We start from the raw sequence: 14,939 nt of genomic DNA on the forward strand, positions 1-14,939 counted from the left end.
ACATGAGTTTCATCATGAAACCCATGTGTCCTTCTTAATTCTATTTTTTGTACTCCATAATCCAACAATCCCTGTATTCACCTTCATGAAGCTCATGTTTCGGTAAATATTTTACTTTTTTAAGATTACACTTTTCATAACAAGCAATGGCTCGTTTATTCCATGCTTGAGGATCCATTACGACCCTATCAGCTTTTTTTTGATTAACTAAAAACTCAATCATGGAAGTTACAAGAAGTTTTCCAATCCCTTGATTCCAATATTCTTCTTCGCCAATAAATTGATCTGTTCCATAAATCGTTTCTGTTATTCCAGAATAGCCATATGTTTTCTTGGTTTCCTCGTCTAAAGGGTAGTATTGGATATAACCTACTTCTACACCATCATATTCAACAATACAACCAATCACTTCACGATTTTTTCGATTATAAAAGTGTTGATTGACCATTTCTAAATTATGTGGCCGATCTCGCCCTTCATAATACTGTAAAACTACTGGATTAGAGAGCCATTTAACTAATAAAACTTTATCCTTTTCCTGAAGTTTACGAACAACTATTTTATCTTTTTGAAAAATCAACTTAATAGCTCCTTTGTTATAAAAATAGATAATTACCGGTTTCTGCTTAATCAGAATTTTTCCTATTCTTCTTTTTCTCAATGTATATCCAAATGTAATACAAACACCAAGCAACAATAGGGATGAATATAATATATGGTCTTTTTTCTGCTGAAACAGTTAGAATGAGGACGATATAAATTACTAATGCTGGTGGAATAAGCAGCAAATACTTCTTTTTATGCATAATTGCCCCCTTGACTATCCAAAGTAGTTTTAATGTCGTTACGTTAAATATTCTTTTAATAATAGGAAATTCCTTCAAAAAAATTACAATGGTGCAAGGAATCATGTGTAACCTTCACAGACATGGAAGTGGGAACAATAAAAAAAGTCGTGCACTTTCAAATATTCGGCACGTAAAAGAAAGGAAGAGGTACAAAATAGCTAAATTGGGGCACACAAATACAAAAAGAGTCACGAAATCACGAAACACAAAATAAACGCATATTGACCTATCCGAATCAGGATGGAATTTTTTATGTCTAAGTACACATCCATTGTAAATATAATATCAATAAAGACGACATATGGGCAGACAAGGAGGGGAGAAATGGGAATACACTATGATTTAACAAATCAAATATTCCATTTACAGAGTAAAAATACAAGCTATATTTTCCAATTATTCGAATCCAAGTATCTTAAACATTTGTATTGGGGAAAAAAGCTTCGCCATTATGCAGGTTCAGGCAAGCTTCAAATAGTAAAAAGGACATTTACATCGAATCCCGAACAAGGGAAGGATTATTCACTCGATACACTTCCACAAGAATATCCTTGTTACGGGACATCCGATTTTCGAAATCCAGCTTATCAAATTCAATTGGAAAATGGATCTACCATCACAGACTTACGTTATTACTCCCATCGAATTTTTTCAGGGAAGAAAAAATTGGAAGGACTTCCCGCTACTTATATTGAAAACGAAAATGAAGCTACAACACTTGAAATAGATTTAATTGATTCTCTAATCGGTCTTAAAGTAATCCTGACATATTGTGTTTATGAAAGGCAAAATGTTATTACACGATCAGTTCGCTTTCAAAACGAAGGGAAACAGAAGCTCTGCATCCTCAGAGCTCTAAGTATGAATGTTGATTTCCAAGATGACAATTATGATTTGATCCATTTGCCGGGAGCATGGGCGAGGGAACGAGATATTGTCAGGTATCCAATTAAATTAGGTGCACAATTGATAGAAAGCAGAAGGGGAGCAAGTAGTCACCAGCAAAACCCGTTTATAGCCCTATCAAGAAAAGAAACAAACGAGGATCATGGAGATGTGTATGGCTTTAGCTTTGTGTATAGCGGAAATTTCCTCGCTCAAGTTGAAGTTGACCAATTTCGAACGACTCGAGTTTCAATGGGAATCAACCCTTTTGATTTTACTTGGAAATTGCATCCGAATGAAGCCTTTCAATGTCCAGAAGTTGTCATGGTCTATTCTTCAGAGGGGATTGGAGATATGTCGCGGACTTATCATTCCTTATATCGTAAACGTTTAGCTAGGGGATATCATCGTGACAAAGAGCGCCCTATTCTTATAAATAATTGGGAAGCTACCTATTTTAAATTTAATGAAGATAAACTTTTGGATATTGCGAAAGCAGCAAAAAATGTTGGAATCGAGCTCTTTGTCCTTGATGACGGTTGGTTTGGAAAACGTGACAATGCGAAAACCTCCCTAGGTGATTGGTATGTTCATAAAAAGAAGCTTCCAAATGGCTTAGATGGTTTAGCAAAACGGATACATGGGATAGGAATGAAATTCGGATTATGGTTTGAACCTGAAATGATCTCAGTGAAAAGTGAATTATATCTAAAACATCCGGATTGGTGCTTACATGTACCAAATCGAAACCGTACAGAAGGCAGAAATCAATTAGTTTTGGATCTATCTAGAAAAGATGTTTGCGACGAAATCATATCGATGGTATCAAACATTTTAGCGAATGCTCCGATTGATTATGTTAAATGGGATATGAACCGTCATATGACGGAGATTGGTTCAGCAAAATTACCTCCTGAATGTCAAAGAGAAACGGCCCATCGATATATGCTCGGACTATACGGAATATTAGAAGAAATTACAACAAAATTTCCACGTGTGTTATTTGAAAGCTGCTCTGGGGGTGGGGGGAGATTTGACCCAGGAATGCTTTATTATATGCCACAAACATGGACTAGTGATAACACAGATGCTATTTCAAGGTTAAAAATCCAATATGGCACAAGCATCGTTTATCCAGCTATCTCTATCGGTTCACACGTATCTGCTGTCCCTAATCATCAAGTTCATCGAACAACATCGTTGGAATTGCGTGGACACGTAGCCCAGTCTGGGAATCTTGGATATGAATTGGATCTCACGAAACTATCTACTGCAGAAATGGAAAAGGTGAAAGCTCAAATTAAGTTTTATAAAGAAATCAGATTCCTCATTCAGTTCGGCAGCTTTCACAGAATCCTAAGTCCATTTGAAGGAAATGAAACCGCTTGGATGTTTGTTAGTGAAAATCAATCAGAGGCAATTGTATTTTATTACCGAATACTAGCTGAACCGAATTCGCCACTCAAGAAAATCCTTCTAAAAGGTTTAAATCCGAAAAAAGAATATCAAATAACTGGGGCATTAAATTCTTACGGTGGTGATGAGTTGATGTATTCTGGAGTAGCCGTTCCTTCGAACTTAAGAGGGGATTTTCAAAGCTTTATATGGAGATTTCGAGAAATTTAGAAAACCGAAAATCAATCATGATAGAAATTTCAACAGAAGTGTCCTGTTACTTTCTCATTGCAATTGTAAAAATGTCATTATCAGCTTTTAAAAAAGATCATTCATCCCTCAAAACCAAAATATCCCAATTACGCAAATATAAATTTACAATATGGTATAATGATAATAAGAGGTGAAAAAAATGAAGGATTGTAAATTTAAAAAAAATGAATTCGTAAAAATTAAAGAAACCGATGAGAACGTAACTATTATTAAATCGAAGTATATTAGCAATATGAAAAGATACTCATATATTGTTAAAGAACATCCAGCGATTTTTTACTTTGAAGAGGAGTTAGAGAAAATTCAATAATAAAATTAATGATAAAAAAAGAAGAAAGGAGGCATGTTTTCTCCTTTGCAAGTGAAAGCGTTTGCCACAAGAAACAAACCTCATTGATTTACTATCTATTTATTATTTTACTATTAGACAAAGGCGATTTTTCCGATCTAGGCTTCCAATTTTTTAGCTTTTCTTTCAAATAATCCTTAAGAACGTCACGTTTCCTTTTTCGCCTTTTATCACGATTTTTCATGGAAAGTCACCATCCCTTTGCCACACTACATACTGTGTTTCTTTTATTATAACTCTACCAAACATTTTAATACACTGAAAAAAACCTATATTACCTTCAATAAAGTTATTCTCTAACATTATTGCTAAAAAAACCTAAGGAAAACGTTTATTAATAAAACCTCTCGCAGAAAAATTTTTCAACAAAAACGATAAAATAACACACCTTAAAAGCAATAGTAAAAATGCGAACAGTAAATACTCTGTTCGCATTTTTCATTTACAGACCTGTAAAAAATGAAATGGTCGATAAAAAATTAGATTTTATCCATTTTAATTGTACAAAAAGAATGTAATTATACTAGCTGCGAAAATAAAAAAGAAATGTGTACAAAAAATGAAATTCATTTGACAATTTTGTGAACTGGAGGAATAATATATGTAAAGGGAGATGAGAGAAATGAAATCTAAACTGAAAATATTAAATGCTGTGAAGTTTGTTGCTGGAACAGTGCTTGCAATTGGAACGATCATCGTAGTATTCGGATTTCTAAAAAACGATTACCATGTGATCACACCAATAGGTATTGGTACAGTAATGGGTGCAGTTTTTATTTTTCTAATGGGTATATTTTTTGTAGCAACTGAAGAAATGCTTGAGAAAATTGATCATCGTGAGGAAATGGTTCCCGCAATAAAAAATTCGTTGATTAGTAAACAATAGAAATAAGTTTATACTTTTTTTAATAAAGGCTGTTTTCGTAAAGATTGTTGCTTTTCGCATATAGTGTGAAGCCTGAATAAATATAGTGTCGAGCTCTTTTCTACATCCTATATTTTATTTTGATAGTGGAAATAACCGTAAAAATCCTACTAGATATTTACTGCGTAAAATCTCTGCCGATTTTTACTCTATTTAAAAATAGCAACAAAGTTTAAGAAAAGAGCCTAAATAAAAAACTCATTTAACGTAAAAAAGAGCGCCATTTTAGACGCTCCTTTTGTTTTTTGTTTTACATATAACCCCAGATCATGGTAAGCAGGGTACCGAAAACAGTAACTAATGCTATGAATACTCCATAATATATATTCGTATAGATGGACTTTTTATCTTCAGTTTCTCCTGCATGCATAAACACGACTAACTGTACAGCTGCTTGGATAAATGCTGTTACAAGTAGAACCGTCATGCCAAAAGGGAATGACATGTTAAAGAAATAAACAGCAAGTGCCACAATTGTAAGGATTAATGAAAATATAAAGCCCATTACTTGTTTAAGCGGGAATAATTCTTTCATAATTACATCATTCCTTTCAAGTAGACGAAGCTGAAGATAAAGATCCAAACAACGTCTAGGAAATGCCAGTAAAGAGAGAAAATGAATGATTTATTGGCTGTTTCAGGAGTTAGCCCGCGTTTTTTCGCCTGTATGATGATGCTTAATCCCCAGAACAAACCAAATGTAACGTGTGCTCCATGTGTGCCTAATGTTGTTAATAGGATCGCTGTAAAGGCACTCGTCTGAATCCCTGCTCCAATGTGAACATAGTGAACGAACTCAAAAATTTCAAATCCTAAGAATCCTAGACCCAGCAGAAGTGTGATAGCAAAGAATGTGATCATTGCATTCTTCTTGCCAAGGCGCATAGCATGGATTCCAAGACCGATAACAAAACTACTTGTTAAGAGCAAGATGGTTTCAATTAATACTGGAGTGATTTCGAAAATATCTGATCCAGCAGGGCCGTTGCCTGTACGATCAACCAAGGTGAAATAGGAAGCGAAAAGTGTCGCAAAGAGCATAATTTCGGCACCTAAGAAGATCCAGAATCCTAATATTTTCAAACGATTTTCTTCTGTACTGTATTCAAGAGGGAGCGTGTGATCTATTTTCATATTCTAGTACCTCCCAATTTGTTTTCTGTTTCTTTAATTTCTTCAACTGAAATATAACGCCCATGATCTTTCTCAAATGAACGATGCAGCAAACAAGCAAATATACCAAGAGTTGTAATAATTGCAGGAATCCACAGGCTAAATATTAGTGAGAATCCCCAAACGAAGATGATGCTGCTCATAATAAAAGGTACTCCGGTGTTATTAGGCATATGAATTTTTTCATATTCACCTTTGAATAGAACATCCCCGTTTTTCTTAGCATCCCAAAATGCCTGGGAAGAATTAACTTGCGGTACAATGGCAAAGTTATATTCCGGTACTGGCGTATGAGTAGCCCATTCTAATGAACGTGCATCCCATGGGTCTGATCCTATATCCCTTGAAGCGTGACGAACGCTGTAGTAGATGTTGTAAACTATTAAGATAAAACCTACTGCGAGTCCAAGCGCACCGACAAACGAAATCATATTCAATGGACCAAATCCAGTTGATGCAGAATACGTATACATACGACGAGCTTGCCCATCTAAACCAGTGAAAAACATCGGCATGAATGCAACAAGCGTGCTGATTCCGATGATCCATGCTGACAATTTCCCGATTTTTTCATTTAACATGAAACCGAACATTTTTGGCCAATAGTATGTGAGACCAGCAAGCATCGCAAATACTACACCAGGAATGATAACCATATGGAAGTGAGCAACTAAGAACATCGTATTATGGTATTGATAGTCAGCTGCAGACATCCCAAGCATTACCCCAGTAACCCCGCCGATTGTGAAAATCGGAAGGAATAGTAATGAATAGAGCATTGGAGTAGTAACTACAATTTTTCCCTTCCAAAGCGTAAACAACCAGTTAAAGATTTTAACTCCCGTTGGAACAGCAATCGCCATGGTTGTGATAGAGAAGATACTGTTTGCTAATGCACCTTGACCCATTGTAAAGAAATGGTGGGCCCAAACTAAGAATGATAGAAGTGAGATGATTACCATAGAAGCAACCATAGATTTATAGCCATATAGGTTACGACGTGCAAAGGTAGAGATAATCTCACTATATATGCCGAAAGCTGGCAAAATTAATATATAAACTTCAGGATGGCCCCAAACCCAGAATAAGTTTGCCCAAAGCATATCCATTCCGCCATTTGTTGTTGCAAAGAAATGAGTTCCAAATAGTCGATCCATCGTTCCCATAAGCAGTAATACTGTTAATACTGGGAAAGCGAAAACAATAATTGCATTTGTCACTAGTGATGCCCAAGTGAACATTGGCATTTTCATTAATGTCAATCCAGGGGCTCTCATTTTAAGTATAGTCGTAATAAAGTTAATACCTGTCATTAATGTACCAAGACCAGCAATCTGAATAGCAATCATATAATAGTTTGATCCTACAGACTCGCTGAATTCATTACCTGCAAGTGGAAAGTAGGATGTCCAACCTGCATCAGGAGATCCACCAATAATGAAAGAGATATTGAATAGCATCGCACCCATGAAAAATAACCAGAAACTTAGGGCATTTAAACGAGGGAATGCTACGTCACGAGCTCCAATTTGTAATGGAACAACAAAGTTCATTAAGGCCATAATGAATGGCATAGCCATAAATATGATCATAACGACCCCATGTGTTGTGAAAATTTCATTATAATGTTGAGGATCTAATAATTTATTTTCAGGTAAAGCAAGTTGAGCGCGCATCATAATGGCATCTACGCCACCACGGAAGAGCATCAACAATGCAGAGATTAAATACATAATACCAATACGTTTATGATCCACAGTTGTTAACCATTCACGCCATAGATAACCCCATTTTTTAAAATAGGTTAAGCCAGCGATAATTGCGATAACAGTAAGTCCAATGGCAACCATGGAAGCGTATATTGGAAAACTTGGATTAGGTATCGCGAATCTACTAAAAAAATCCATACTCTTTTGACTCCTTTCGAGTGATATTGCTTGTCATACAAAACCTGATGTGATTATTTTTAGAAAGGATTAATGATTATGCTCCATTTTTTGATCAGAATCATTTGACATATGATCCATATCCATATGGTCCATATGATTCATATCCATATGTTCATCTTTAGATTTATCATCGGAATCACTTGAGCCATGATGATGTCCACCATGTTCCATTTCTGGTGCCGGTGAAAATTTCAAATGGGTTCCAGTGTATGTGGACTGCCCAACATGACCAGGTTTTAATAATTCATTGAATTTTGCTTCAGTAAGAGGCTTAGCTGTTTTTTTAACATCTTTTACCCACTCATCATATTTAGCTTCAGGCATTGCTTTGACGCTGAATGTATTTTCTGCGAAACCTTTCCCACTGAAGTTTGCATTTCGACCATCAAATTCACCAGGCACATCAGCCGCTAAATGTAATGTGGTAACCATATCGGACATCGCATATTTTTGTCCTCCGAGCTGTGGAATCCAGAAACTAGTGATCGGTCCGTATGAATAAAGTCTAAATTCTATCGGACGTTTGGTTGGAATGTATAAGTAATTAACGGTTTCGATATTTTCTTCAGGATAACTAAAATGCCACTTCCAGTTTGAGGTTGAAGCATAAATAACTAATGGTTTTTGATTTTCATAGCCTTTCGGTGTTGCCTCAACTTTATAGTTTGATTTGACGGACATAATAGAAAGGAAAATTACGATTAATATCGGAATCCCCACACATATTATTTCTACAATATGATTTCCTTCGATATGTGGAGGCTCATAATCTTTACTTTGTTTGGAAGCTCGATATTTCATTAATATAAAGATTAAGAGTCCAAAAACAACGATGACAATAAATGACATGATCAAAATAGATAAGATTATGTCATCCGCTTGGGTTTTAGCTTGAGGACCTTTAGGATCCAAAACCTTTAATGGTTCACAACCCGTAAGTACAGTAATAATAGTGAAAATTACTGTCAATAAAGCCCATTTAATTTTCATGGTAAGACTCCTTTCTCTGTTCTCTAAGTTTCATTGCATTAGAAATATGAAATTTGTTAAATGGATACATCGACATTATCTTAATACGTTTTATTTTAGAAAACATCATAATGTGAATCATTTCACAAAATGTTCATGAATCAAATGTGATTTTTGTCACTAATTATTCAAGAAATGTTTTAATTAATTTTTAAATAGTTAATCAAAATGGTTATATATATGATAAATAGAGAGATGATCTTAAAAATTATTTGGGGTTATATTGCTTCTTTTTATTAAAAAAATAGAAAAATAGGTATATTGAGATTGATTATTTATGTGATCAAACATAGGGAAGAATAACTATTTATTTATTAAATACCTCATAATTAAGTGATAGGACATATTTCTTAGGATAAATAGTCCTATATTGTTATATAATATCTCCATATGAATCTTTTCCCAGTTTATGAAGCATCAAATATACAACTTGGGAACTCCTTTTTAAAAAAACGGTAAAAAATAGGGATTGAGGTATCAAAGCAGGTTATGAGCGTCTGCGAATAAAGAAAAATGGAGGAAATGATGACAATTTTTACAAAAAGAGCGACATCCATGAACCAACAATTTAGTGGGACAGATATTTCTCAGGTAGATGAACGAACAAAAGAACGTTTATCATTTTTAGGCATCAATCAGGATACATTGAATCTTGTAAAGAAAGCAGCTACTATTCTATCACCATATAAAGAAGAATTGGTTGATCAATTTTATAGAAATATTACTTCTGTCGATCATCTTCAGAATATTATTCTCAAGCATTCAAGCATCGAGAGGTTAAGAAAAACGATGGAAAGTTATTTAGATCAATTTCTTCAAGCTGAGGTCAACGATGAATATATTAAAACAAGAAAAATCGTTGGAAAAGTACATAGTCGAATCCATTTAACTGCGGATCATTTTATTTCTTCCCACCATACATTAATCCAGATTATGATATCCATATTAACGGAAAAATCACATCTTAAACGTAATCAATTAATGGAGACTGTAGTTGCCCTACAAAAATTATCCGCATTTGATCAGCAGTTGATTGTGGGAGTATATATGGAGGAAACGATTAAATATTTTTTATTCGGTGTTTCTGACATGCTAAATCATACGACTCAATTGGATACGACGAAACAGTTGATTACTGGAATGGATCAGCAGATTGAGGAAACTCACAGTGTTACATTAGCATCTGAAGAGATACGAGCATCTATTCAAGAGGTCTCCAACTATGCGGTAAAGGTAGCTGAAGGTACCGATGAAGCGGTTCAAGCTGCTGAGCAAAGTAAACAAGTAGTAGGTGAAACGTTAAATGTTGTTAAGCAGGTAGGTCATATATATGATCAAGTAGTGGAGAAAGTAGACAAATTAAATCAAGAAATTGAACAAACGAAGAATGTTGTCAATATTATTAATGGTATTGCTGAGCAAACAAATCTTCTTGCCTTAAATGCCAGTATTGAAGCAGCTAGAGCAGGTGAGCATGGAAAAGGCTTTTCGGTTGTAGCTTCAGAGGTTCGAAAATTATCTGAGCATACTAAAGAACAGATTAATCAAATTACATCCAATATGGAATCATTGCACCAGGTTTCAAATCAGGTCACCCAAGAAATTAACCAAACCGGTGAACTGGTTGAAAATAGTGTAATGAGAGCCGAATATGCAGGTGATGCACTAAAAAACATTGTTTCAACGATGCAAGAAATTAATGATGCCACATCACAAATTGCAGCAATGAATGAAGAACAGACATCTACGATTTTGGAAATCACCAAACGTAATTCCGTGATTTACGAACACAATATGGCCTCCCAAGAAATTGCAAAGAAAACTGCACATAATGTTTTTGTACTTAGTCAACAAATGGAGAATTATCGGAATACCTTTTTTGGAGTTAATGTTCATTTGAATTCGAAAGATATTGTAAAAGTAACTAAAACCGATCATCTCCTCTGGAAGTGGAAAGTTTATAACATGCTTTTAGGGATTGAAAAGATTGATATGAGGAAAATACCAACTTATGAGGATTGTAGGCTTGGAAAATGGTACTATGGTGAATTACCTGACAATCTGAAAAATAGTTTGTCTTTTAAACAATTAGAAGTTCCGCACCATACTGTACATCAATACGCGATCCAAGCGGTAGAGTGCTATGAAAAAGGAGACACAAATGGTGCAGAGGAAGTTTTTGTACTATTGGAACAAGCATCAAAAGAAGTGATAAGCTTGTTATCTAAACTGGAGCAAGAACTTTAATAATCTTCCTTTGTTGTTTGAAAAGCTTAACGATTGATTAGGTACATAATTTTGGAAAACGCTGTTGATACTGATCACCAGCGTTTTTATTATTTAGTATTCCTTCAAAATGAGCTCCAACAATATTTTTTTTATTGTCAGGTGCTGGGTTTATTGCTAAAATTTACGTAAAAGAAAAAAGTCGGTGAAATATAGTGCTTAAAAAAGTTTCTGAATTTTTAGTTAAAAAGGAAGTAGAGAGAAAACTAAATAAATATAATATAGCCCTTGTCCATTTTATTCCAGGTCGAATTCGATTAAAGTCTAATGAATGGAAAATAAATGAATCACTGATCACAAAGATAACAAAACAACTAGAAAAAGAACCGTTTATTTTTTCAATTCACTTTACAAAAGAGACAGGTAGTTTACTAGTCACCTATGATTCTAATTTTGTAGAGGTATCGCATGGTATGGAGCAATGGTTGCAACTGCTTGAACAAATTTACGAGCATGAATATTCGGCAATTAAGGGGGGGCAGGTATGATTTCATCAATTGTGAGTTTGGGAGCTTCTCTCATTGCCCCAAAACTACTTTCCCAATTTAGTGAGCAAAAAATAAAAATTATACATGCCATGCCTGGAAGACTTAGGCTGCAATGTGATAAATGGAAGCATAAAGTTATTGTAGAAAACATAGAGAAAAAATTAAAAACTGAACCACTTGTTTTATCCTGCGAGGCTTCACATATAACAGGGAGCTTGCTAATAAAGTTTACAGTGCCGCATATTACCCAGCTGCAGTTAGATGAATTAATGAAGGTAATTGTTACAGCTGCAGCAGATGCGATCCTTCATACAGATGCTAAATTGATGAACATGATGCAGCAATCATTACATATCGTTGACAAAGGGATTAAAAAACAAACGAGTGGATTTGCTGATTTTGACAGCCTGTTTACATTATTCCTTTTAGGAAAGGGATTGCATAGTTTTAAAAGTGCACCCACATTTTCAGCAAGTCTTCTCTACTGGGCATACACAATCATTAAAAAAGGAGAAAATAAAAAATTCCATGAATGGTGAGGTAGCAGTTATTCATTCATTGCCAGGAAGAACCCGGCTTTATATTCCTAGTGAATTGCTCCCAGTTCAAGTTGAATGTTTTTTTCGTTCTATAAAGGGAATATATTCAGCTACATATACAAAAGAAACGTGCAGTCTTCTATTACACCACGAACAAACATTATCTCTTCAATCCATAATTAATTTTGCAAAAACGTTCATGTCTATAAAAATAAGTAATCATATTTTTTCATGGCAGCAATATGGGTCATTAGTTAGCTGTATTAGTGTATTAATAATCCACAGTGCCGTAAATAGAATTCCAATCCTTTTACCGCTTAGGCCTATTTTGTATAAAACTGCAGCAACAACAGCTCTTTTATCTTCTATTGATGTGATAAAAGACGGAATTACAACGGTTTTCAAAAACAGGAAAGTAAATGCGAACACACTAACAGCGGCGTCTATTTTCGCTTCTATCTATAATGGTAATCCAGCATCTGCTCTTGTTATTACCATTATGTCGACAATAAGTGAGAAGCTTTCAGAATACACTGCTGAAAAAACGAAAAACTATATTTCTTCATTAATGGAACTCGATACAAAATATGCTTGGCGTCTTAATCCGGCAGGTGAAGAAGTGAAGGTCTCTGTTAAAGAATTGAATGTGAGCGATCATATTGTAGTATTTACTGGTGAAAAAATTCCAGCTGATGGAAGAGTACTTGAAGGGTCTGGAATTGTCGATGAATCATCCATTACCGGAGAGTACATGCCGAAAGTAATAAATGTTTACGAAAACTTATTTGCCGGAAGCATTTTAAAAAGTGGGCATATTGTTATGGAGGTAGAAAAGGTCGGAGATGATACGGCAATCTCCCGTATGCTTAAGTTGCTCGAGGAAGCTCAGAAAAAACGAGCTCCGATTCAAAACACTGCGGATTCCTTGGCAGAGAAAATGGTTCCATTTTCATTTGGATTAGCTCTTGTTACTTATTTGATCACTCGAAATCTTAACAGAGCCATGAACATGCTTGTTATTGATTTTGTATGTGGACTTAAACTTTCAACTGCTACTGCTTTTTATGCATCGATGGGAAAAGCAGCAAAACAAGGAATAATTGTAAAAGGCAGCCACAACATTGAACAAACATCAACTATTGATATGATTATTTTGGATAAAACCGGAACCATTACTGAAGGTTCTCCCGTCGTACAACAAGTCTTCCCTTGTGATGGATTTTACCACGAGGATGTCATTCGTCTAGCAGCTATTGCTGAGAAGAATTCTTCCCACCCGATTGCAGAGGCAATTTTAAAGCAGGTAGAGGAATGGAAAATACAGGTTCCGAATCGGGATGCAAATACACTGGCAGAAACAATCGTTGGAAAAGGGGTTCGTTGTTATTTTGATAGAAAACCAATTGTAGTTGGCAGTCTTTCTTTTTTTAAAGAGCTGAAAATTAATGTTGATCATTTTCCAAAAACGTTTGATTACGATGAAAATGTTATTTATGTTGCTTATGACCATACACTTGTAGGAATCATTAGTATTTTTGATAAAATTCGTACCGGTATGCCACAAGCAATTCGAAAACTTCGCAAGCAGGGAATTGGTGAAGTTGTGATGCTGACAGGTGATAAACGAAGCGTAGCTAAAGAAATGGCTCGAAGGTTAAATTTTAATTGGTATCATGCAGAGACATTGCCAGAAGATAAGGTGACTTATGTTAAACAATATCGACGTCGACATTCTGTCATGATGGTCGGTGATGGCATCAATGATGCACCTGCTTTAGCTTATGCAAATGTAGGTGTAACAATGGGTGGGAAACGTACTGATATCGCTTCTGAGGCAAGTGATATTATCATCACGTCTGATAACCCTGAGCTAATACCAGCGTTCATTAACTTATCGAAACGTACAATGAATATTATTAGGCAAAACTTTGTAGCAACCTTTTTTATTAATGGAGCAGCTATTTTACTTGGAGCATGCGGATTTATCTCACCTATTATGGGGGCAGCCATTCATAATACAGCAACAATTGGTGTTATTTTGAATAGCGCAAAAATCTTATGGATAGGAGATAAAGATCATGGAACCGAAATTTTATATTCTTCATGATATTCCTGGAAGGATTCGCTTACAAATTCCCGCACTTATAGACCAAACATCTTACCAGGACATTGAAAATATGTTTTCATCTATTAAAGGAATACAGTTCGTAAGAATTCAACCAATCATCCATACGATGTTAATAGAATACAATTCAGAAGAATTATCACGAAATAACATATTGCGTTACGTGTCTATTTTCTTTCATCGGGCTAGTTTTGATCCATTCGATCCCATTATGGTCAATATAAAGCCAAGATTAAGAAATGATTTGTTTCGATCATTAGTAACAGGGGTCTTACTTTTAGTTGCTTATATGAGACGTACGAAGGGGAGTACTCCTGACGTGCTAGATTACATATCTGTTATATCAACGGGTTATACCGTCATATCCCATGGTACAAATAGATTAAGTCATCCCGACGTTTTAACTGGAATTATCAGTTTAATATCGCTTGGAGCTTCGAATATGCTTCAAGTTTCAATTGTCACCTGGGCAGTTAACGCATTAGAGCTTTTATATGATCTTCGCCGAAACAATCATTTAACTTACGTTTAGTGTATTCGTCCATACCTATAAATGGGCTTATATAAAAGGCTTTGTGAAATAGTATTGTTGATAATAATAAAGTCTTGAAAGGTATAGTGTTAATCCGTATACCCATCCTATAGGTCTATTTATCAACAATAACTATGAACAAA

Annotated in this window: 14 protein-coding genes; 8 read left to right on the forward strand and 6 right to left on the reverse strand. The window is 35.0% G+C overall.

What is annotated here, in order from left to right:
- Positions 1 to 40 precede the first annotated feature (40 nt).
- Positions 41 to 580: a GNAT family N-acetyltransferase gene (locus tag ACQKP0_RS13940; protein ID WP_427406459.1), complete on the reverse strand. Its 540-nt coding sequence runs from the start codon at positions 578 to 580 to the stop codon at positions 41 to 43.
- Positions 581 to 626: 46 nt separating this feature from the next.
- Positions 627 to 806 carry a hypothetical protein gene (locus ACQKP0_RS13945; protein ID WP_427406460.1) on the reverse strand — a complete coding sequence of 60 codons (180 nt, stop codon included), beginning with the start codon at positions 804 to 806 and terminating at the stop codon, positions 627 to 629.
- Positions 807 to 1,172: 366 nt separating this feature from the next.
- On the opposite strand from ACQKP0_RS13945, the gene ACQKP0_RS13950 reads away from it, so the two are divergent.
- The 3 genes from ACQKP0_RS13950 to ACQKP0_RS13960 all read left to right on the forward strand — a co-directional run bounded on the left by ACQKP0_RS13950 (position 1,173) and on the right by ACQKP0_RS13960 (position 4,636).
- Entirely contained in the window at positions 1,173 to 3,359 is a 2,187-nt protein-coding gene (locus ACQKP0_RS13950) for an alpha-galactosidase (protein ID WP_427406461.1), read from the forward strand.
- Positions 3,360 to 3,540: 181 nt separating this feature from the next.
- Positions 3,541 to 3,711, forward strand: a complete 171-nt coding sequence (locus tag ACQKP0_RS13955; RefSeq protein ID WP_427406462.1) for a hypothetical protein — start codon at positions 3,541 to 3,543, stop codon at positions 3,709 to 3,711.
- Positions 3,712 to 4,372: 661 nt separating this feature from the next.
- Positions 4,373 to 4,636, forward strand: coding sequence for a hypothetical protein (locus ACQKP0_RS13960; protein WP_427406463.1), 264 nt, complete (start codon positions 4,373 to 4,375; stop codon positions 4,634 to 4,636).
- 289 nt (positions 4,637 to 4,925) lie between these two features.
- Here the strand turns inward: ACQKP0_RS13960 and qoxD are convergent, their stop codons facing one another.
- From qoxD to qoxA, 4 genes are all read right to left on the reverse strand, one after another.
- A complete protein-coding gene (gene qoxD / locus ACQKP0_RS13965; RefSeq protein WP_427406464.1) occupies positions 4,926 to 5,210 on the reverse strand; it encodes a cytochrome aa3 quinol oxidase subunit IV in 285 nt (94 codons plus the stop codon).
- Positions 5,211 to 5,212: 2 nt separating this feature from the next.
- Positions 5,213 to 5,809 (reverse strand): cytochrome aa3 quinol oxidase subunit III, encoded by a 597-nt coding sequence (gene qoxC / locus ACQKP0_RS13970; protein WP_427406465.1) that lies wholly within the window; start codon positions 5,807 to 5,809, stop codon positions 5,213 to 5,215.
- The gene (gene qoxB / locus ACQKP0_RS13975; protein ID WP_427406466.1) at positions 5,806 to 7,755 is read right to left on the reverse strand and encodes a cytochrome aa3 quinol oxidase subunit I; all 1,950 of its coding nucleotides are present in this window, start codon (positions 7,753 to 7,755) and stop codon (positions 5,806 to 5,808) included. Before qoxB ends, qoxC begins: the two co-directional genes overlap by 4 nt.
- 69 nt (positions 7,756 to 7,824) lie before the next feature.
- Entirely contained in the window at positions 7,825 to 8,787 is a 963-nt protein-coding gene (gene qoxA / locus ACQKP0_RS13980) for a cytochrome aa3 quinol oxidase subunit II (RefSeq protein ID WP_427406467.1), read from the reverse strand.
- A gap of 564 nt (positions 8,788 to 9,351) precedes the next feature.
- On the opposite strand from qoxA, the gene ACQKP0_RS13985 reads away from it, so the two are divergent.
- The 5 genes from ACQKP0_RS13985 (at position 9,352) to ACQKP0_RS14005 (ending at position 14,796) form a co-directional block, all read left to right on the forward strand.
- A complete protein-coding gene (locus tag ACQKP0_RS13985) occupies positions 9,352 to 11,073 on the forward strand; it encodes a methyl-accepting chemotaxis protein (protein WP_427406468.1) in 1,722 nt (573 codons plus the stop codon).
- A gap of 194 nt (positions 11,074 to 11,267) precedes the next feature.
- Positions 11,268 to 11,600 (forward strand): HMA2 domain-containing protein, encoded by a 333-nt coding sequence (locus tag ACQKP0_RS13990; protein WP_427406469.1) that lies wholly within the window; start codon positions 11,268 to 11,270, stop codon positions 11,598 to 11,600.
- Positions 11,597 to 12,139, forward strand: a complete 543-nt coding sequence (locus ACQKP0_RS13995) for an HMA2 domain-containing protein (protein WP_427406470.1) — start codon at positions 11,597 to 11,599, stop codon at positions 12,137 to 12,139. Before ACQKP0_RS13990 ends, ACQKP0_RS13995 begins: the two co-directional genes overlap by 4 nt.
- Complete coding sequence (locus ACQKP0_RS14000; RefSeq protein WP_427406471.1) at positions 12,129 to 14,246, forward strand: heavy metal translocating P-type ATPase; 2,118 nt, start codon at positions 12,129 to 12,131, stop codon at positions 14,244 to 14,246. The genes ACQKP0_RS13995 and ACQKP0_RS14000 overlap by 11 nt, the downstream gene beginning before the upstream one ends.
- Positions 14,218 to 14,796: an HMA2 domain-containing protein gene (locus ACQKP0_RS14005; protein WP_427406472.1), complete on the forward strand. Its 579-nt coding sequence runs from the start codon at positions 14,218 to 14,220 to the stop codon at positions 14,794 to 14,796. Before ACQKP0_RS14000 ends, ACQKP0_RS14005 begins: the two co-directional genes overlap by 29 nt.
- The last annotated feature ends 143 nt before the right edge of the window (positions 14,797 to 14,939 follow it).

Source organism: Heyndrickxia sp. NPDC080065 (assembly GCF_050281185.1).
Taxonomy (GTDB): Bacteria; Bacillota; Bacilli; order Bacillales; family Bacillaceae_C; genus Heyndrickxia.